The organism is Streptomyces kunmingensis (genome assembly GCF_039533535.1).
Lineage (GTDB): Bacteria > Actinomycetota > Actinomycetes > Streptomycetales > Streptomycetaceae > Streptomyces > Streptomyces kunmingensis.
Window position 1 is genome coordinate 251,844 of sequence record NZ_BAAATS010000014.1, and the last position, 19,160, is coordinate 271,003.

Consider the following 19,160-nt stretch of genomic DNA (forward strand, 5'->3'; position numbering starts at 1 on the left):
ACCGGGCTCCTCGCCGTCCGGCTCCCGTGCGTTGCCGAGCGCAGCGCCATCGTGGCTGGTCGCGCAGTTCCCCGCGCCCCCGGGGGGCTACGGCAAGGCCAGCATCCGCTCCAAGGCCAGCTTGGCGAACTGCTCCGTCTCCCGGTCGACCTCGATCCGGTTCACGAGGCGCCCCTCCGCAAGGGACTCCAGGGTCCACACCAGGTGAGGCAGATCGATCCGGTTCATGGTCGAGCAGAAGCACACCGTCTTGTCGAGGAAGACGATCTCCTTGCCCTCCGGCGCGAACCGGTTGGCAAGACGCCGTACGAGGTTCAGCTCGGTCCCGATGGCCCACTTGGACCCGGCGGGCGCGGCTTCGAGGGCCTTGATGATGTACTCCGTCGAGCCGACGTAGTCCGCCGCGGCGACGACCTCGTGCTTGCACTCCGGATGCACCAGCACGTTCACGCCCGGTATCCGCTCGCGCACGTCGTTCACGGACTCCAGCGAGAACCGCCCGTGCACCGAGCAGTGCCCGCGCCACAGGATCATCTTGGCGGCGCGCAGCTCGTCGACGGTCAGGCCGCCGTTCGGCTTGTGCGGGTTGTAGACGACGCAGTCCTCGAGCGACATGCCCAGATCACGCACCGCGGTGTTGCGCCCCAGGTGCTGGTCGGGCAGGAAGAGCACCTTGTCGCCCTGCTCGAACGCCCAGTTCAGAGCCCGCTCGGCGTTGGACGACGTACAGATGGTGCCACCGTGCTTGCCGGTGAACGCCTTGATGTCGGCCGAGGAGTTCATGTACGAGACGGGCACGACCTGCTCGGCGATCCCCGCCTCGGTCAGCACGTCCCAGCACTCGGCGACCTGCTCCGCGGTGGCCATGTCGGCCATCGAGCAGCCGGCGGCGAGGTCCGGCAGCACGACCTTCTGCTCGTCCCCGGTCAGGATGTCGGCGGACTCGGCCATGAAGTGCACACCGCAGAAGACGATGTACTCGGCCTCGGGCCGTGCGGCCGCGTCCCGCGCCAGCTTGAAGGAGTCGCCGGTGACGTCCGCGAACTGGATGACCTCGTCACGCTGGTAGTGGTGTCCGAGCACGAACACCTTGTCGCCGAGCTTCTCCTTGGCCGCGCGGGCCCGCTCCACCAGGTCGGGGTCGGACGGCGAGGGCAGGTCGCCGGGGCAGTCGACGCCGCGCTCGCTCGCGGCGTCGGCTTCGCGGCCGAGCAGGAGCAGAGCCAGCGGCGTAGGCGAAACGTCCAGGTCAACGACTGCCTGGGGGGTCTGGGCCGTGGTCACGTCACGCACCCTTTCTTGTCTGCAGACCGACTTTTCGTCGAAATGACGCTATCTATCATAGCCGCTTCACGTCAGTTTGACGATGGCGATGTCGTCGATGTGACGCAATCCGACCCGGCCGTCCCGTGCCCCGTCCGGCCCGGGTGTGCGAGCATGAAAGAGAAGCGCGAAATGCCCCGCCGATCCGGAATGGATCCGGGCCTTTGCCGGTTGCAATGGTCGGCAAGCAGTCTCCGTACAACCCGGGAGAGATGTAGATGTCCGTATCGGACGAGACCACCACCGTCAGCGACGGCATCATCCTCAGCGACGCCGCCGCGGCCAAGGTCAAGGCTCTGCTCGAGCAGGAAGGCCGCGAGGACCTGGCGCTGCGGGTGGCCGTTCAGCCCGGCGGCTGCTCCGGCCTGCGCTACCAGCTCTTCTTCGACGAGCGTCAGCTCGACGGCGATGTCGTCAAGGACTTCGGTGGCGTCAAGGTCGTGACCGACCGCATGTCCGCTCCGTACCTGGGCGGCGCCTCCGTCGACTTCGTCGACACCATCGAGAAGCAGGGCTTCACGATCGACAACCCGAACGCCACGGGCTCCTGCGCCTGCGGCGACTCGTTCAGCTAAGCCGACAGGCAAGCACGGCGAAGGGCGGTCACCCCAGCTGGGGTGACCGCCCTTCGCCGTAGCCGGTCGGAGGACCAGACTCTCAGTTACGCGGCGCCGGCACGGCCCCGCCCGGCCCGTTCTTCTGCGCCGGCGGGACGGCGGCGCCGTCCGTGCCCACGACCTTCCGGTCGTCCAGCGGCGCGTCCAGCGTCACGGGCAGCGTGAAGAACTTCGCCATCTGAATGCAGACGGTGCCCTTCTTCTCCGTGGACGTCACCCGCACGGTGACTTTCCCCCCGGACTCGTCGGCGGCCGCCGCGTACGTCGCGCACACGCCCCCGCTGAAGTGCAGCGTCAGCGTCCGCCCGGCGGCCCCGTACCCCTCGACCCGTACGTCGCCGCTGTCCGACCCGGGCCCGCCCGAGGCCGAGGCCGAAGGGGACGTCGAACTCCCCGGCGCCACCAGGAACTTCGGCTGCACCGCCGGATGCGTCACGGTGAACTCCTGCCCGGCCCCGGCCGGCTCCACCCGGAACAGCCACGACGGCACCAGCGCCTGCCGCCCCTCGACGAAGTGCGCGGCGAGCCCGAACGTGGCCCCGGTGACGGCGACCGTCGCGGACGCCGGCGGCCGCGGTGACGACGGCGTACACCCGGCGCCCTGCTCCGTGCCCGGCCCGGAGCTCCGCGCGCCCCCGTCCAGCGGCGCCGCGCTCGCGCACCCGCCCACCGACGCGCGATCGCCCGCCGCCGTACTGTTCAGCCGCTCGAGCGTCTCCTTCGCCCCAACCGTCGGATACGTGTCGCCCTCGACCGGCGCCTTCAACTGCCCGCTGCCGCCGGTCACCTGCCCGTCCGAACCGACCTGGATCCCGGTCGACCAGCCGTACGTCGGCAGGCCGCCCACCTTCGGATCGGCGTTCACCACCCGGGTCGCGCCCATGAGCTGCGCCGCTTCCAGCTTGGCGTCGTCCTGGCCGAGGGCCTTGAGGACCGGCGCCGCGGTCTCCTTCGCCACGGCCTCGCTCACCGCGTCCTTCTCGCTGCCGCCGCCCGCCGGGTCCGCGCACTTCGTCTTCCCCGCGCACTTGTGGCCGATCGAGGGCGCGTACTTGGCATAAGTCCACGTCCCCGGCGCCTCCCGGTTCACCTGGAGCGACGGCCCCGAACCGTCCTGGGCCGGCCCCAGCCGCCAGGCGCCGTCCACCAGCCGCGGCGTGCCGCCGACATCGAGGGCCTTGCCGAGCGCGGCCACCTCGGCGGCGCTCACCTCGCCCTCGGCGCGGTACACGGGAGCCTCGCCGGGCCCGTCCGGCAGATCGCCGGACGCCCGGTAGCGCGTGCCGTTCGGGTCGGGCTCACCGGGCGCGATCCCGTTCGTCGTACCCGGACCGCCGCCCTTCGCGTAGCCGTCCAGGGCGAGGGGCGGGGGAGTGCCGTCGCCGCCCGGGCCGCCCGTGCGGTCCTCGCCGCCTCCGCCCCCCGACGCGCTCGTCGCGAGGTACGCGCCACCGCCGCCGGCGAGCAGCACAGCCGCCGCGACCGAGGCGACCGCCAGCGTGCGCCGCCGCCGGTGCCGATCCTGCGTCTGCTCTTCCGTGCTCACTGCATCGCTCCTTCAGCTGCCACGTCGTATCCCGCATCCCCTCCATGAAGGACCGCAAGAGGGGACAGCGATGGGACGTGGCAGGGGAGCGCACGGTTCCCTGCCGGGCGCCGTCAGTCGCCGAAATCCGCCATGGAGTCGATCAGCCGGGCGGACGCGGCGGGCACGACGACGCCGTGGATACCGGCGGCGCCGGCCACGGACACCGGCCGGTCCGGCTCCCAGGGCGCGCGCGGCAGCACCCAGTGCGGAACCATCCGTGCACAGTCGCCGCGCAGCGCGGCGAGTCCGTCCTGCGTCATGAAGGACACGTCGTACGTCATGTCCGCACCGTAGGCACGACAGGGCGTACGAAAAAAGCCCTACTATCGGGTAGTTTCCGCACTTCAGGCGCACTTCAGAGCAGTGCGTTCGACCCGATAGCGTGAACCGTCAATCTCCTCCCCTCAGGAAGCGTGACCTCGCCGTGCGAATCGCAGTCACCGGCTCCATCGCCACCGACCACCTGATGACCTTCCCCGGACGCTTCGCCGACCAACTCGTCGCGGACCAGCTGCACACGGTCTCCCTCTCGTTCCTCGTCGACAATCTCGACGTGCGCCGGGGCGGTGTCGGCGCCAACATCGCCTTCGGTATGGGACAGCTCGGCACGGGCCCGATCCTGGTGGGCGCGGCCGGCTCCGACTTCGACGAGTACCGCGCCTGGCTGGACCGGCACGGCGTGGACACCCACTCGGTCCGGATCTCCGAGACCCTGCACACGGCCCGCTTCGTCTGCACGACGGACGCCGACCACAACCAGATCGGCTCCTTCTACACGGGTGCCATGAGCGAGGCCCGCCTCATCGAGCTGAAGACCGTCGCCGACCGCGTGGGCGGCCTCGACCTCGTGCTCATCGGCGCCGACGACCCGGAAGGGATGATGCGCCACACCGAGGAGTGCCGCTCCCGGTCCATCCCCTTCGCGGCCGACTTCTCGCAGCAGATCGCGCGCATGGACGGCGAGGAGATCCGCCTCCTGCTCGACGGCGCCACGTACCTCTTCTCCAACGAGTACGAGAAGGGCCTCATCGAGTCGAAGACCGGCTGGACCGAGGCCGAGATCCTGGCCCGGGTCGGCCACCGCGTCACCACCCTCGGCGCGCGCGGCGTGCGCATCGAGCGCGTCGGCGAGGACCCCATCGAGGTCGGCTGCCCGGAGGAGGACGCCAAGGTCGACCCGACGGGCGTCGGCGACGCGTTCCGCGCGGGGTTCCTCTCGGGCCTTGTCTGGGGCGTCTCCCTGGAGCGCGCGGCCCAGGTCGGCTGCATGCTCGCCACGCTGGTGATCGAGACGCTGGGCACCCAGGAGTACGCGCTGGCCCGCGCCCCGTTCATGGACCGCTTCCGCAAGGCGTACGGCGACGAGGCCGCCGTCGAGGTCGAGTCCTACCTCGGCTGAGACCCCGCCAGGGGCGCGGGGAACTGCGCACTCAGCCACGACGAAAGCCGCGGACGCGTCTGCTCATGACACGAGCAGACGCGTCTGCGGCTTTTCGTGGGTTGCTCGCGCAGTTCCCCGCGCCCCTTACGGGGCTTTCCGCACCTCATAAGCCGAAGCCCCGTCGGGCCTCGGGGAAGCCCCGACGTACTCGTGCCCCTGCGTAAAACACCACGCCGGGATATCAACCGCGGCGACCTCGTCATCGGCCAGCACGGTCACCGTCCCTCCAGGCCGGACCCGGCCGATCGCCCGGGCCAGCTCGATGACGGGCTGCGGGCAGGTCAGACCCAGCGCGTCGACGGTCACCGCCTCCGCGTCCCCGTCCCCGCCGCCCGCCACGGACACCCCGAGCTTCTCCCGCACCCCATGTACGACCCCCGGCAGCACCGCCAGGAACCGCTCGACCTCCGCCTCCGCAACCCCCAGCGGCAGCGACACCCGTACGTTCCCCTCGCTCACCACCCCCATGGCGCGCAGCACATGGCTCGGTGTCAGCGTGCTGCTGGTGCACGACGACCCGGACGACACCGAGAAACCGGCCCGGTCCAGCTCGTGCAGCACCGTCTCCCCGTCGACATAGAGACAAGAGAACGTCAGCAGATGCGGCAGCCGCCGTACCGGATCCCCCACGACCTCCACATCCGGTACGAGCTCGGGCACCCGCGCCCGCATCCGGTCCGTCAACTCCCGCAGCCGCGCCGCCTCCCCGGCCGCCTCGGCGCGCACGGCCCGCAGCGAGGCGGCGGCGGCCACCACGCCCGGGATGTTCTCGAACCCGGCGGCCCGCCCGGACTCCCGCTCGTCCGCGGGCCCTTGCGGAGCGAACCGCACCCCCTTGCGCACGGCGAGCACCCCGACCCCCGCCGGGCCGCCCCACTTGTGGGCGCTCCCGGCCAGCAGCGACCAGCCCTCCGCCACCGGCCCCCACGCGAGCGACTGCGCCGCGTCCACGAACAGCGGCACGCCCGCGGCCCGGCACGCCTCGGCCACCCCGGCGACCGGCTGGACCGTGCCCACCTCGTGGTTGGCCGACTGCAGACACGCCAGCGCGGTATCGGGCCGCAGAGCATCCGCGTACGACGAAACGGACACGGCGCCCTCCCGCCCCACGCCCACCTCGGTCACCGCACCGCCGCCGCGCTCATGGGCCGCCGCCGAATGGAGGACCGCCGAGTGCTCCACCGCGGAGACCACCAGGTGCCGCCCGACACGCCGACGACCGGCGAGCGCGCCGGCGATCCCCTCGTGCACGGCCCGCGTCCCCGACGAGGTGAAGACGAGCTCGTCCGCCCGGCACTCCAGGGCCTCGGCGGCCGCCTCGCGCGCGGCGTCAAGGAGAAGCCGCGCTTTTCGTCCTTCCCGGTAGAGCCGCGACGGATCGGCCCACCCGTCGTCAAGGGACGCCTGAAGCGCCTGCCGGGCAACGGGATGAAGGGGAGCGGAAGAAGCCACATCGAAATACGCCACGCTGCCAAACCTAGAACGCCGCTCAGGGGCGCGGGGAACTGCGCACCCAGCCACGACGCACCCGCGGCCGCCACTCCACACGACTCCCCACCCCGGAGGGCGCCGCACCGAAGCCCCGTCAGAAACCCCCGACAGGGCCCGATCCCACCCTTCGGAGTGACCCGCGGCGCGTTAGGCACCCTCCCCGCGCGACCCCAAATAGCGTCCAGTAGGGTTTGCTCCGCATAAACATCCAAACCCCTGCCCGTGTGCCAGGGCGGCGAGCGACCAGCGAGACGGCCGTAGCCAACCAGCGCGGGCGAGACTCTCGGGAAGGCGCTACGTGAGTCCCAACGGCTCCGACCGCTCGTCGCGGCGCCCGATGCGGCGGAAGCTGCCGCAGGTGCTGACTGCGGGCCTGATCCTGGTAACCGCTACCGGTTGCACATACAAGGACTTTCCCCGTCTTGGTATGCCCACTCCGGTGACGGAAGAGGGCCCACGGATCCTCTCCCTCTGGCAGGGCTCGTGGGCGGCAGCGCTCGCCACGGGCGTGCTGGTGTGGGGGCTGATCCTGTGGAGTGTCATCTTCCACCGGCGTAGCCGCACCAAGATCGAGGTTCCGACTCAGACGCGGTACAACATGCCGCTCGAGGCCCTGTACACGGTTGTTCCGCTGATCATCGTGTCGGTCCTCTTCTACTTCACCGCGCGCGACGAGTCGAAGCTGCTCAAGCTCGACGACAAGCCGGCGCACACCATCAACGTGGTCGGCTACCAGTGGAGCTGGGGCTTCAACTACGTCGAGAACGTGCCCGGTGTCAGCGGCGACGCGAAGACGTCCAAGGAGCTCGCGGGCATCCCGCAGCGCTTCGTGGACGACTTCCCGGCCAACGCCGGCGGTGTCTACGAGGTCGGCACCCCCGGTACGCGGAACCCGCAGACCGGCAACCCCGGCCCGACCCTCTGGCTCCCCAAGGGCGAGAAGGTCCGCTTCGTCCTCACTTCGCGTGACGTCATCCACTCCTTCTGGGTGGTGCCGTTCCTCATGAAGCAGGACGTCATCCCGGGCCACACCAACGCGTTCGAGGTGACCCCCAACAAGGAGGGGACCTTCCTGGGCAAGTGCGCCGAGCTCTGCGGCGTCGACCACTCCCGGATGCTCTTCAACGTGAAGGTCGTCTCTCCTGAGCGCTACGAGCAGCACCTCAAGGACCTTGCCAAGAAGGGGCAGACCGGTTACGTCCCGTCTGGCATCGCCCAGACGGAACACGAGAAGAACCGGGAGACGAACAACCTGTGAGCATCCTCAACGATCCCAAGGGTGCCGCGGCAGCAGACGACTCGTACGAGAACGAGCTGCCGGCTCGGCCCAAGAGCCCCGGCGCGACCGTGATCAAGTGGCTGACCACCACTGACCACAAGACGATCGGCACGCTGTACCTGGTCACGTCGTTCGCGTTCTTCTGCATCGGCGGTCTGCTGGCGCTCTTCATGCGCGCCGAACTGGCCCGTCCCGGCACGCAGATCATGTCGAACGAGCAGTTCAACCAGGCGTTCACGATGCACGGCACGATCATGCTGCTGATGTTCGCGACGCCGCTGTTCGCGGGCTTCGCGAACTGGATCATGCCGCTGCAGATCGGCGCCCCCGACGTCGCGTTCCCGCGGCTGAACATGTTCGCCTACTGGCTGTACCTGTTCGGCTCGCTGATCGCCGTCGCCGGCTTCCTCACCCCGCAGGGTGCGGCCGACTTCGGCTGGTTCGCCTACAGCCCGCTCTCGGACGCCGTCCGCTCGCCGGGCATCGGCGCCGACATGTGGATCATGGGTCTGGCCTTCTCCGGCTTCGGCACGATCCTCGGCTCGGTCAACTTCATCACCACCATCATCTGCATGCGCGCTCCCGGCATGACGATGTTCCGCATGCCGATCTTCGTGTGGAACGTGCTGCTGACCGGTGTGCTGGTCCTGCTGGCCTTCCCGGTGCTCGCCGCCGCGCTGTTCGCCCTGGAGGCGGACCGCAAGTTCGGTGCGCATGTGTTCGACGCCGCAAATGGCGGCGCCTTGCTGTGGCAACACCTCTTCTGGTTCTTCGGCCATCCAGAGGTGTACATCATCGCCCTGCCATTCTTCGGAATCATTTCCGAAGTGATCCCGGTGTTCTCGAGAAAGCCGATGTTCGGCTACTCGGGTCTCATCGGCGCGACGATCGCCATCGCCGGTCTCTCCGTGACCGTGTGGGCGCACCACATGTACGTCACCGGCGGCGTGCTCCTACCGTTCTTCTCCTTCATGACGTTCTTGATCGCCGTACCGACAGGCGTGAAGTTCTTCAACTGGATCGGAACGATGTGGAAGGGCTCACTGTCCTTCGAGACACCGATGCTCTGGGCGATCGGCTTCCTGATCACCTTCACCTTCGGTGGTCTGACCGGCGTCATCCTGGCGGCCCCGCCGCTGGACTTCCACATCTCGGACTCGTACTTCGTGGTGGCGCACTTCCACTACGTGGTGTTCGGCACCGTCGTCTTCGCGATGTTCTCCGGCTTCCACTTCTGGTGGCCGAAGTTCACCGGCAAGATGCTCGACGAGCGGCTCGGCAAGATCACGTTCTGGACGCTGTTCTGCGGCTTCCACGGCACGTTCCTGGTGCAGCACTGGCTGGGCGTCGAGGGCATGCCGCGTCGTTACGCGGACTACCTCGCGGTCGACGGCTTCACCGCCCTGAACACGATCTCGACGATCTCCTCGTTCGTGCTCGGCCTGTCGATCCTGCCGTTCTTCTACAACGTCTGGAAGACCGCCAAGTACGGCAAGAAGATCGAGGTCGACGACCCGTGGGGCTACGGCCGTTCGCTCGAATGGGCGACGTCCTGCCCGCCGCCGCGGCACAACTTCCTCACCCTGCCGCGCATTCGCTCCGAATCGCCGGCGTTCGACCTGCATCACCCTGAGATCGCGGCCCTGGACCAGCTGGAGAACTCCGGCCACGGTGACAAGGCCCTCGCTGGCGGCAAGGAGGCCGGCAAGTGAAGGTCCAAGGCAAGATGTTCATCTGGCTGAGCCTCTTCGTCCTGATCATGGCCGCTGTCTACGGCGTGTGGTCGAAGGAGCCGGCCGGTACGACGGCGCTCTTCCTGGCGTTCGGCCTGTGCATCATGATCGGCTACTACCTGGCCTTCACGGCCCGGCGGGTCGACACCGGCGCGCAGGACAACAAGGAGGCCGACGTCGCGGACGACGCCGGCGAGGTGGGCTTCTTCAGCCCGCACTCCTGGCAGCCGCTCTCCCTGGCCGTCGGTGGCGCGCTCGCCTTCATGGGCGTCGTCTTCGGCTGGTGGCTGCTGTACTTCTCGGCCCCCGTCATCATGTTCGGCCTGTGGGGCTGGGTCTTCGAGTACTACCGCGGTGAGAACCAGAACCAGTAGGACCCTGCTGTTCTGAACTCCCGTGCCCGAAGGGCCCGGACACTCCTGAGGGAGCGTCCGGGCCCTTCGGCATGGACGCCGTGCCCCGTGCGGCTCATTTCACCGCGCTGGAAAGGGCGAACCTTCTTACGGTGTGGTCATGGACCACTCTCCGCGCATCCGTACGGTTCTGGGCTGCACCCTGCTGGTGGCCGCACTCGGTGCGGGCCTCACGGCCTGCAGCGGCTCCGGCCACCCGCTCTCCGCCCGGCCCTACGACGCGGCGGGCCAGATCTCCTTCAGCGGGCCCGTGGGCGGCAAGAAGGCGGATCCGGACAAGCCCCTGGAAGTCACCGCGCAGGGCGACGAGGGACGCATCACCGACGTCACGGCCACGGACGCGCTGGGACGCTACGTCGCGGGCGAACTCGCCGCCGACGGCCGGAGATGGCACACCACGTCCCCGCTGGCCGCTGACGCCCAGTACACGGTCCGGGTGAGCACCACGGACGAGGACGGCGCGCCCGGCCGCAAGGTCCTCACCTTCGAGACGGGCGACCCGAGCGACCAGAAGGCGCTCAAGGTCACCTTCGGCCCGAAGGGCGGCACGTACGGCGTCGGCCAGCCCGTCACGGCCGAACTCAACAAGGCCGTCAAGGACGAGAAGGCCCGCGCCATCGTGGAGCGAGCCCTGAAGGTGACCTCCGAGCCCTCCGCGGACGGCGGCTCCTGGTACTGGGTGGACAGCAGGACACTGCACTACCGCCCCAAGGAGTACTGGCCCGCCCACGCCACCATCACGGCGTCCAGCAATCTCAAGGGCATCAAGGTCACCGACCGGCTCTGGGGCGGCGAGAGCAAGCCCCTGACCATCACCACGGGCGACCGCGTCGAGGCCGTCACCGACGCGGGCTCGCACTCCATGACGGTCTACCGCAACGGCAAGGCCATCAACGAGATCCCGGTCACGACGGGCAAGCCCGGCTTCGAGACCCGCAACGGCGTCAAGGTCGTGCTGGGCAAGGAGTACTACGTACGTATGCGCGGTACGAGCATCGGCATCTCCGCGGGCTCCTCGGACTCGTACGACCTGCCCGTCTACTACGCCACCCGCGTCACCTGGAGCGGCGAGTACGTGCACGCCGCGCCCTGGTCGACCGGCTCCCAGGGGTACGCCAACGTCAGCCACGGCTGCACCGGCATGAGCACAGGCAACGCCGCCTGGTTCTTCGACACGGTGCGCGAGGGCGACATCGTGAAGGTCGTCAACAGCTACGGCCAGGACATGGACCCGTTCGGCAACGGGTTCGGCGACTGGAACGTCAGCTGGAAGAAGTGGGGCGAGGGCAGCGCCCTTTCGGCCACCGGCAAGGCGGACCCGGTACGCCAGGCACGGCTCAGCCCGGAGGTCTGAGCCCGCCGGATGTGAGACTTCCGACTCCCGTACGTCACAGGCGTACGGGAGGCGCCGTGTCCGCCCGGGGCGTCAGGCGCTGACGGCCTGTCGGGAACGCAGCAGGGAGGCCAGCGCCGCGGGGAAGTCGACCGGGTCGACCGGCAGCGTCACCGCCGCCTCCGCACGGCTCCACGTGGCCAGCCAGGCGTCCTGCGGGCGCCCGATCAGGAGCAGCACCGGCGGGCAGCGGAAGACCTCGTCCTTGATCTGCCGGCACACGCCCATACCGCCGGCCGGGGCCGCCTCGCCGTCCAGGACGACGACGTCGATGCCGCCCCTGTCCAGCTCCTTGAGGACCGCCGGCAGGGTCGCGCACTCGACGAACTGCACCTCGGGGACGTCGGACGCGGGCCGGCGACCGGTAGCGAGGCGGACCTGCTCCCGCGTGCTGGCGTCGTCGCTGTAGACCAGAACCGTCGCGGTCGACTGCATCGTTCCTCCGAGACATCGGTGTCCAAGGGCCGTACCTGGCGCGGAGCCTACCCCTACCGACACCCCGTCAACACCGGTTCGCGCACGCCTTCGATGGGCCATATGGGCTGGACACACCCCTCAGACACTCCGAACGGCACCCCCCGGAGTGAGGGCGAGATAAGCGACCGACATAATGTCGGTCGTGGCGACAGCAACGACAGTAGAAACCGGGCACGCGCACCCGTCGGTCAATCGACCGAACCTCACCAGCGTCGGAACCATCATCTGGCTGAGTTCCGAGCTGATGTTCTTCGCGGCCCTCTTCGCGATGTACTTCACCCTGCGATCGGTGACGGGACCCGAGCACTGGAAGGAAATGGCCTCGAGCCTGAACCTTCCGTTCTCGGCGACGAACACCACGATCCTGGTGCTCTCCTCTCTCACCTGTCAGCTCGGCGTGTTCGCCGCCGAGCGCGGTGACGTGAAGAAGCTCAGAATGTGGTTCATCGTCACCTTCATCATGGGTGCGATCTTCATCGGCGGTCAGGTCTTCGAGTACACCGAACTGGTCAAGAAGGACGGGCTCTCGCTCTCCTCCGACCCGTACGGCTCGGTGTTCTACCTGACCACCGGCTTCCACGGCATGCACGTGACAGGCGGGCTCATCGCCTTCCTGTTCGTCCTCGGCAGGACGTACGCGGCCCGGAGGTTCACCCACGAGCAGGCGACCGCAGCCATCGTCGTGTCCTACTACTGGCACTTCGTCGATGTCGTCTGGATCGGCCTCTTCGCCACGATCTACCTGATCAAGTAGTTCGAAGATCACGACATCGGGCGTAGTACCCGACACATTCCAGTAGCACCGACGCAGAAGATCCTGACACCGGGGTAATCCGTGAAAAAGCTCTCCGCACGACGACGCCATCCGCTGGCGGCGGTCGTCGTCCTACTCCTCGCGCTGGCGGCCACCGGGGGGCTGTATGCCGCGTTCGCGCCCGCGAGCAAGGCGCAGGCCGACGAAACCGCCCAGTCCCTCGCCATCGACGAGGGCAAGAAGCTCTACTCCGTCGGCTGCGCCAGCTGCCACGGAACCGGCGGTCAGGGCACCTCTGACGGCCCGAGCCTGGTAGGCGTCGGCTCTGCCGCCGTCGACTTCCAGGTCGGCACCGGCCGTATGCCGGCCCAGCAGCCGGGCGCCCAGGTCCCGAAGAAGAAGGTCATCTACTCGCAGTCCGAGATCGACCAGCTCGCGGCGTACATCGCCTCGCTGGGTGCCGGTCCGGTCGCGCCGACCTCCAAGGACTACAACCCGGACGGCGCGGACATCGCCAAGGGTGGCGAACTGTTCCGCACCAACTGCGCGCAGTGCCACAACTTCACCGGTGAAGGCGGCGCGCTGACGCACGGCAAGTTCGCGCCGAGCCTCGAGGGTGTTGCTCCCAAGCACATCTACGAGGCCATGCAGACCGGCCCGCAGAACATGCCGTCCTTCCCGGACACGACGATGACCAAGCAGAACAAGAAGGACATCATCGCGTACCTCGACGCGGTCAACGGTGACCAGACGCAGAGTCCCGGCGGCCTCAAGCTGGGCGGGCTCGGCCCGGTCAGCGAGGGCCTGTTCGCCTGGATCTTCGGTCTCGGCGCCCTCATCGCCGTCGCCATCTGGGTCGCCGCTCGGACCGCAAAGGCCAAGAAGTCATGAGTAGCCAAGACATTCCAGAAGAGAACCTGCCCGCAGAGCAGGTCGACGGACACGGTTCCGTCGAGCCGACGAAGGACAACCCCTTCGCCGACCCGGGGCTGCCCGAGCACGAGCACCGGATCCAGGACATCGAGGAACGGGCCGCCCGGCGGTCCGAGCGCGTCGTGGCGATGCTGTTCACGATCTCGATGCTGGCCACCGTCGCGTTCATCGCCTCGTACGTCGCCATCGACGTCGACCAGAGCATCTACGTCTTCCCGATCGGGCACATCAGCGCGCTGAACTTCGCGCTCGGTGTCACCCTCGGCGTGGCCCTGTTCTGCATCGGCGCGGGCGCGGTCCACTGGGCCCGCACCCTGATGTCCGACGTCGAGGTCGCCTCCGAGCGTCACCCGATCGAGGCCCCGGCCGAGGTCAAGGCGCAGGTCCTGTCGGACTTCGCCGACGGTGCGCGGGAGTCGCAGTTCGGCCGGCGCAAGCTGATCCGCAACACGATGTTCGGCGCGCTGGCCCTGGTGCCGCTCTCCGGCGTCGTCCTTCTTCGTGACCTCGGCCCGCTGCCGGAGACGAAGCTGCGCCACACGGCGTGGAAGAAGGGCCTCAAGCTCGTCAACATGAACACGAACGAGCCGCTCCGTGCCTCGGACATCGCGGTCGGCTCGCTCACCTTCGCCAAGCCCGAGGGCGTGGAGGAGCACGACGAGGACTTCCAGCAGGTCATGGGCAAGGCCGCACTGATGCTGGTCCGGATCCAGCCGGCCAACATCAAGGACAAGCGCGAGCTCGAGTGGTCCCACGAGGGCGTCGTCGCGTACTCGAAGATCTGTACCCACGTGGGTTGCCCGATCTCCCTGTACGAGCAGCAGACGCACCACGTGCTGTGCCCGTGCCACCAGTCCACCTTCGACCTCTCCGACGGTGCGCGGGTGATCTTCGGTCCCGCCGGTCACGCACTGCCGCAGCTGCACATCGACGTCGATGACGAGGGTTACCTCGTGGCGCAGGGCGACTTCGCTGAGCCCGTCGGTCCTGCCTTCTGGGAGCGCGGATGAGTACTACGACCACCAACGAGGCGCCTTCCCGCGAGAAGGCGCCGGCCGGCGAGCGCGTCGCCGACTGGGCCGATGGCCGCCTGGGGATCTACTCCCTGGCCAAGTCCAACATGCGCAAGATCTTCCCGGACCACTGGTCCTTCATGCTCGGTGAGATCTGCCTCTACAGCTTCATCATCATCATCCTCACGGGTGTGTACCTGACGCTGTTCTTCCACCCGTCGATGAACGAGGTGGAGTACCACGGCAGCTACATCCCGCTGCAGGGACAGCTGATGTCCGAGGCGTTCAACTCGACCATGCACATCTCCTTCGATGTGCGCGGTGGCCTGCTGATCCGGCAGATCCACCACTGGGCCGCGCTGATCTTCCTCGCCGCCATGTTCGTGCACATGATGCGCGTGTTCTTCACGGGCGCGTTCCGCAAGCCGCGTGAGGTCAACTGGCTGTTCGGCTTCCTGCTGTTCGTCCTGGGCATGTTCACCGGCTTCACCGGTTACTCGCTCCCGGACGACCTGCTCTCCGGCACCGGTGTCCGCTTCATGGAGGGCGCGGTCCTGTCCGTGCCGATCGTGGGCACGTACCTGTCGTTCTTCCTCTTCGGCGGCGAGTTCCCGGGCGGCGATTTCGTCGCACGGTTCTACTCGGTGCACATCCTGCTGCTGCCGGGCATCATGCTCGGCCTGCTGGTGGCCCACCTGATCCTGGTCTTCTACCACAAGCACACGCAGTTCGCGGGTGCCGGAAAGACCGAGAAGAACGTCGTCGGCATGCCGCTGCTCCCGGTCTACATGGCCAAGGCGGGCGGCTTCTTCTTCCTGGTCTTCGGTGTCATCGCGGTCGTCGCGGCGATCGCCTCGATCAACCCGATCTGGGCCATCGGCCCGTACCGCATCGACCAGGTGTCGACCGGCGCGCAGCCCGACTGGTACATGGGCTTCTCCGAGGGCCTGATCCGTGTGATGCCCGGCTGGGAGATCAACGCATGGGGTCACACGCTCGTCCTGGGTGTGTTCATCCCGCTGATCATCTTCCCGCTGGTCCTGGTCGCGATCGCGGTCTACCCGTTCATCGAGTCCTGGGTCACCGGCGACAAGCGCGAGCACCACATCCTGGACCGCCCGCGCAACGTGCCGACGCGTACGGCGTTCGGTGCCGCGTGGATCTCCTGGTACTTCGTCCTGCTCGTCGGTGGTGGTAACGACCTCTGGGCCACGCACTTCCACCTGTCGATCAACGCGATCACCTGGTTCGTCCGGGTCGGCTTCTTCGTCGTGCCGGTCCTCGTGTTCATCGCCACCAAGCGGATCTGCCTCGGCCTCCAGCGCCGCGACAAGGACAAGGTGCTGCACGGGCGCGAGTCCGGCATCATCAAGCGCCTGCCGCACGGTGAGTTCATCGAGGTCCACGAGCCGCTCAACGCCGAGGCGCTGCACACGCTCACCGCGCACGAGCAGTACCAGCCGGTCGAGATCGGCCCCTCGGTCGACGAGAACGGTGTCGAGCGCAAGACGTCGCGCCTGCAGAAGACGCGCGCCAAGCTCTCGAAGGGCTTCTACGGGGAGAACAACCAGATCCCCAAGCCCACCGCCGAGGAGTACAAGGAGATCACCAGCGGCCACGGCCACCACTGATCTCTGAACTGTCCGCCACGGCAGGAGCCCTCGTCCAGGCACTGGACGGGGGCTCTTTGCCGTCCGCGGCGCTGGATAAGGTGGGTCCGATCCGTCCCCCATGACACCGAGCAGGAGCGGCCATGAGCGCTTTGAACCCCGCTGGAGGCGACACCGCGGCGGCCCGTTCCTGGCCCGCCGTTCTCAACGGCCTCCTCGAGGGCCGGGACCAGAGCGCCGACGACACCGCATGGGCGATGGACCGCATCATGAGCGGTGAGGCGACCGACGCGCAGATCGCCGCCTTCGTGGTCGCGCTGCGCGCCAAGGGCGAGACCGTCGGGGAGATCACCGGCCTCGTCCGCGGGATGTACGAGCACGCCAACACCATCGAGGTGCCCGGCGAGACCGTCGACATCGTGGGGACGGGCGGGGACGGCGCCAAGACCGTCAACATCTCGACCATGTCCGCCATCGTGATCGCGGGCGCCGGCGCGAAGGTCGTCAAGCACGGCAACCGGGCCGCCTCCTCGGCCTCGGGCTCCTCGGACGTCCTGGAGAAGCTGGGCGTCAACCTGGACCTGTCGCCGGCCCGCGTCCCCCAGGTGGCGGAAGAAGCGGGGATCACCTTCTGCTTCGCGATCAAGTTCCACCCGGCGCTGCGGTACGCGGGTGCGGCCCGCGGCCAGATCGGCATCCGCACCGTCTTCAACCTCCTCGGCCCGCTGACCAACCCGGCCCGGGTGAAGGCCCAGGCGGTCGGGGTCGCGGACCCGCGCATGGCGCCCGTCGTGGCCGGGGTCTTCGCCGAGCGCGGGAACTCCTCGCTGGTCTTCCGCGGCGACGACGGGCTCGACGAGCTGACCATCACCGGCACCTCGCGCGTGTGGATCGTGCGCGACGGTTCCGTGCGCGAAGAGGTCTTCGACCCGCGGGACGTGGGCATCGAGACCGTGCCGATCGAGGCGCTGCGGGGCGGGGACCCGTCGTTCAACGCCGAGGTCGCGCGGCGCCTCCTCGACGGGGAGCGCGGGCCCGTACGCGACGCCGTACTGCTGAACTCGGCCGCCGCGCTCGTGGCCGTCCGGCCGGGCACCGGGACGCTCGCCGAACAGATCCGGGCCGGTATGGACCGGGCGGCCGAGTCGATCGACTCCGGCGCGGCCAAGGCGACCCTGGAGCGGTGGGTGGCGGCCAGCAACCGCTGAGCGGCAGGTGAAGCCCCAGGGGCGCGGTCCGGCTCGTCTCAAAGAGCGGACCGCGCCCTTGCCGTTCCACGAACGTATGGCAGGATGCTTCCCAAGGTCATGAGTGACAGCGTTTTCGGCCCCGGCCGGCTGTCCGGCAACCCTCCGTCCGTGGCGGGGTGCCCCGGGTGAAGACCAGGCTGCAAGCAGCAAGGCTTGCGGCAAGCGCGGACCCCTCGCGAACTTTCCAGGGGTCCTGGGTCGTTTGAGGGAGCAGTCTCGTGAGCAAGCGAATGTGCTAGGGCCTCCGGCCCCTTCTTCAGTACCTCCATCACCCTCCGCGTGAGCGCGTTCGCGCCCCGCGTCGAGGTCAATTCCCGTACGCTACAAGGCCGTTGCTGTCGGCTGCCGTGCGGGCGCGTACGCCACTTCGCCTTGTCGGGCCTTGGTCCTGACTTGTCCTGCCGGGAGACAGCCATGTCCGCTCACACCACTGCCGCCGCCACCACCGCCCCCTCCGTCGAGTCCGCCGACCCCGCCTGTGGAGCACCGCTGCCGGTGCTCGGCCGGGACGTGACCGTGCCGCTCGTCACCGGCGGTGAAGTGACGTACGCCGCCCTCGACTACGCCGCCAGCGCGCCGGCCCTGCAGCGCGTGTGGGACGACGTCGCCGCCTACGCCCCGTACTACGGCAGCGTGCACCGCGGTGCCGGATACCTCTCCCAGCTGTCGACCGACCTGTTCGAGAACTCCCGGGTCACGGTCGCCGAGTTCCTCGGCTGCCGCGAGGACGACCAGATCGTCTTCACCCGCTCCACCACCGACTCGCTCAACCTGCTCGCCGCCGCGCTCCCCGCCGACTGCCAGGTCTTCGTCTTCGAGACCGAGCACCACGCGTCGCTGCTGCCCTGGCGGGACGCCCGCGTGACGTACCTGAACGCGCCGCGCACCCCGGGCGAGGCCGTCGCCACCCTGGAGCGGGCCCTCGCCGACCGCGACCCCCACGGACCCGCCCTCGTCTGCGTCACCGGTGCCTCGAACGTCACCGGTGAACTCTGGCCGGTGCGCGAACTGGCGGCCGCCGCGCACGCGCACGGCGCCCGCATCGTGCTCGACGCCGCCCAGCTCGCCCCGCACCACCCGGTCTCCGTGCGGGAGCTGGACGTCGACTGGATCGCCTTCTCCGGCCACAAGCTGTACGCGCCCTTCGGTTCGGGTGTGCTCGCCGGACGCTCCGACTGGCTGCGCGCGGCCGAGCCGTACCTCGCCGGCGGCGGCGCCTCCCGCAAGGTCGCCCGGCGCGCCGACGGCGGTGTGGACGTGGAGTGGCACGACAGCGCCGCGCGGCACGAGGCCGGCTCGCCGAACGTCATCGGCGTGTACTCCATCGCCTCCGCCTGCAAGGCGCTGACCGAGGCCGGCTTCGAGAACCTGGTCGCCCGTGAGCAGTTCCTGATCCGCAAGGTGCGCGAGGGGCTCGCTGAGGTCCCCGAGGTGAAGGTGCTGTCCCTGTTCGGGGACGACGCCCCGCGCGTCGGCGTCCTGTCCTTCGTCGTCGAGGGCTGGAACTCCTCGCACTTCGCCGCCGCGCTCTCCGCCGAGTACGGGATCGGGGTGCGGGACGGCCTGTTCTGCGCCCACCCGCTCGTGCGGACGCTGCTCGGCTCCGACCCGCAGACCCAGGGCGAGTGCGGGGCGCCCGAGGCGGCACCTGGTGAGAAGTCGCTGAACGCGATCCGGGTCAGTTTTGGCGCGGGTACGCCGGACGAGCACGTCGAGCGGTTCGTCTCGGCCGTGAAGGAACTGGTCCGGGACGGTGCCAAGTGGGCCTACCGGACCGAAGAAGGCCGCTGCGTCCCCGCCCCGTAAGGGGCGCGGGGAACGGCGCGCTCAGCCACGACGAAAGCC

17 protein-coding genes and 1 riboswitch are annotated in these 19,160 nt (G+C 68.9%); of the genes, 12 read left to right on the forward strand and 5 right to left on the reverse strand.

What is annotated here, in order from left to right:
- Window positions 1–87: 87 nt before the first annotated feature.
- Window positions 88–1,284 carry a quinolinate synthase NadA gene (nadA, locus tag ABD366_RS18310; RefSeq protein ID WP_324766472.1) on the reverse strand — a complete coding sequence of 399 codons (1,197 nt, stop codon included), beginning with the start codon at window positions 1,282–1,284 and terminating at the stop codon, window positions 88–90.
- 257 nt (window positions 1,285–1,541) lie between these two features.
- Here nadA and ABD366_RS18315 point away from each other — a divergent pair, with 257 nt between their 5' ends.
- On the forward strand, window positions 1,542–1,898 hold the full coding sequence (locus tag ABD366_RS18315) for a HesB/IscA family protein (RefSeq protein WP_324766471.1): 357 nt from the start codon (window positions 1,542–1,544) through the stop codon (window positions 1,896–1,898).
- A gap of 82 nt (window positions 1,899–1,980) precedes the next feature.
- Here the strand turns inward: ABD366_RS18315 and ABD366_RS18320 are convergent, their stop codons facing one another.
- Together ABD366_RS18320 and ABD366_RS18325 are read right to left on the reverse strand one after the other, a co-directional pair.
- Window positions 1,981–3,486: a hypothetical protein gene (locus tag ABD366_RS18320; RefSeq protein WP_324766470.1), complete on the reverse strand. Its 1,506-nt coding sequence runs from the start codon at window positions 3,484–3,486 to the stop codon at window positions 1,981–1,983.
- A gap of 113 nt (window positions 3,487–3,599) precedes the next feature.
- Window positions 3,600–3,809 carry a hypothetical protein gene (locus ABD366_RS18325; RefSeq protein ID WP_324766469.1) on the reverse strand — a complete coding sequence of 70 codons (210 nt, stop codon included), beginning with the start codon at window positions 3,807–3,809 and terminating at the stop codon, window positions 3,600–3,602.
- A 143-nt stretch (window positions 3,810–3,952) separates the two neighbouring features.
- Between ABD366_RS18325 and ABD366_RS18330 the strand changes: the two genes are divergently transcribed.
- The gene (locus tag ABD366_RS18330; protein ID WP_324766468.1) at window positions 3,953–4,927 is read left to right on the forward strand and encodes a carbohydrate kinase family protein; all 975 of its coding nucleotides are present in this window, start codon (window positions 3,953–3,955) and stop codon (window positions 4,925–4,927) included.
- A gap of 126 nt (window positions 4,928–5,053) precedes the next feature.
- Here the strand turns inward: ABD366_RS18330 and ABD366_RS18335 are convergent, their stop codons facing one another.
- Entirely contained in the window at window positions 5,054–6,436 is a 1,383-nt protein-coding gene (locus tag ABD366_RS18335; protein ID WP_324766467.1) for a cysteine desulfurase/sulfurtransferase TusA family protein, read from the reverse strand.
- A gap of 322 nt (window positions 6,437–6,758) precedes the next feature.
- On the opposite strand from ABD366_RS18335, the gene ctaC reads away from it, so the two are divergent.
- The 4 genes from ctaC to ABD366_RS18355 all read left to right on the forward strand — a co-directional run bounded on the left by ctaC (window position 6,759) and on the right by ABD366_RS18355 (window position 11,239).
- Complete coding sequence (gene ctaC, locus ABD366_RS18340; protein WP_324766466.1) at window positions 6,759–7,718, forward strand: aa3-type cytochrome oxidase subunit II; 960 nt, start codon at window positions 6,759–6,761, stop codon at window positions 7,716–7,718.
- Window positions 7,715–9,451: an aa3-type cytochrome oxidase subunit I gene (ctaD, locus tag ABD366_RS18345; protein WP_324766465.1), complete on the forward strand. Its 1,737-nt coding sequence runs from the start codon at window positions 7,715–7,717 to the stop codon at window positions 9,449–9,451. Before ctaC ends, ctaD begins: the two co-directional genes overlap by 4 nt.
- Window positions 9,448–9,846: a cytochrome c oxidase subunit 4 gene (locus ABD366_RS18350; protein ID WP_324766464.1), complete on the forward strand. Its 399-nt coding sequence runs from the start codon at window positions 9,448–9,450 to the stop codon at window positions 9,844–9,846. The genes ctaD and ABD366_RS18350 overlap by 4 nt, the downstream gene beginning before the upstream one ends.
- Before the next feature lie 139 nt (window positions 9,847–9,985).
- A complete protein-coding gene (locus tag ABD366_RS18355; protein WP_324766463.1) occupies window positions 9,986–11,239 on the forward strand; it encodes a L,D-transpeptidase in 1,254 nt (417 codons plus the stop codon).
- Between the two features lie 72 nt (window positions 11,240–11,311).
- Here the strand turns inward: ABD366_RS18355 and ABD366_RS18360 are convergent, their stop codons facing one another.
- Complete coding sequence (locus ABD366_RS18360; RefSeq protein WP_324766462.1) at window positions 11,312–11,713, reverse strand: DNA-binding transcriptional response regulator; 402 nt, start codon at window positions 11,711–11,713, stop codon at window positions 11,312–11,314.
- Between the two features lie 175 nt (window positions 11,714–11,888).
- Between ABD366_RS18360 and ctaE the strand changes: the two genes are divergently transcribed.
- From ctaE to ABD366_RS18390, 6 genes are all read left to right on the forward strand, one after another.
- Complete coding sequence (ctaE, locus tag ABD366_RS18365) at window positions 11,889–12,509, forward strand: aa3-type cytochrome oxidase subunit III (protein ID WP_161305463.1); 621 nt, start codon at window positions 11,889–11,891, stop codon at window positions 12,507–12,509.
- A gap of 81 nt (window positions 12,510–12,590) precedes the next feature.
- On the forward strand, window positions 12,591–13,400 hold the full coding sequence (qcrC, locus tag ABD366_RS18370; RefSeq protein WP_324766461.1) for a cytochrome bc1 complex diheme cytochrome c subunit: 810 nt from the start codon (window positions 12,591–12,593) through the stop codon (window positions 13,398–13,400).
- Window positions 13,397–14,452 carry a cytochrome bc1 complex Rieske iron-sulfur subunit gene (gene qcrA, locus ABD366_RS18375; RefSeq protein ID WP_324766460.1) on the forward strand — a complete coding sequence of 352 codons (1,056 nt, stop codon included), beginning with the start codon at window positions 13,397–13,399 and terminating at the stop codon, window positions 14,450–14,452. Before qcrC ends, qcrA begins: the two co-directional genes overlap by 4 nt.
- A complete protein-coding gene (qcrB, locus tag ABD366_RS18380; protein ID WP_324766459.1) occupies window positions 14,449–16,086 on the forward strand; it encodes a cytochrome bc1 complex cytochrome b subunit in 1,638 nt (545 codons plus the stop codon). Before qcrA ends, qcrB begins: the two co-directional genes overlap by 4 nt.
- A gap of 122 nt (window positions 16,087–16,208) precedes the next feature.
- Window positions 16,209–17,273, forward strand: a complete 1,065-nt coding sequence (gene trpD / locus ABD366_RS18385) for an anthranilate phosphoribosyltransferase (protein WP_324766458.1) — start codon at window positions 16,209–16,211, stop codon at window positions 17,271–17,273.
- 95 nt (window positions 17,274–17,368) lie between these two features.
- Window positions 17,369–17,486, forward strand: a riboswitch (SAM riboswitch).
- A 243-nt stretch (window positions 17,487–17,729) separates the two neighbouring features.
- Complete coding sequence (locus ABD366_RS18390) at window positions 17,730–19,121, forward strand: aminotransferase class V-fold PLP-dependent enzyme (RefSeq protein ID WP_324766457.1); 1,392 nt, start codon at window positions 17,730–17,732, stop codon at window positions 19,119–19,121.
- Window positions 19,122–19,160 lie beyond the last annotated feature (39 nt).

Coding starts and splice junctions, on each gene's coding strand:
- ABD366_RS18315 (WP_324766471.1), top strand. CDS start 1,542: ATGTCCGTATCGGACGAGACCACCACCGTCAGCGACGGCATCATCCTC.
- ABD366_RS18325 (WP_324766469.1), bottom strand. CDS start 3,809: ATGACGTACGACGTGTCCTTCATGACGCAGGACGGACTCGCCGCGCTG.
- ABD366_RS18355 (WP_324766463.1), top strand. CDS start 9,986: ATGGACCACTCTCCGCGCATCCGTACGGTTCTGGGCTGCACCCTGCTG.
- ABD366_RS18360 (WP_324766462.1), bottom strand. CDS start 11,713: ATGCAGTCGACCGCGACGGTTCTGGTCTACAGCGACGACGCCAGCACG.
- ctaE (WP_161305463.1), top strand. CDS start 11,889: ATGTCGGTCGTGGCGACAGCAACGACAGTAGAAACCGGGCACGCGCAC.
- qcrA (WP_324766460.1), top strand. CDS start 13,397: ATGAGTAGCCAAGACATTCCAGAAGAGAACCTGCCCGCAGAGCAGGTC.
- qcrB (WP_324766459.1), top strand. CDS start 14,449: ATGAGTACTACGACCACCAACGAGGCGCCTTCCCGCGAGAAGGCGCCG.
- trpD (WP_324766458.1), top strand. CDS start 16,209: ATGAGCGCTTTGAACCCCGCTGGAGGCGACACCGCGGCGGCCCGTTCC.
- ABD366_RS18390 (WP_324766457.1), top strand. CDS start 17,730: ATGTCCGCTCACACCACTGCCGCCGCCACCACCGCCCCCTCCGTCGAG.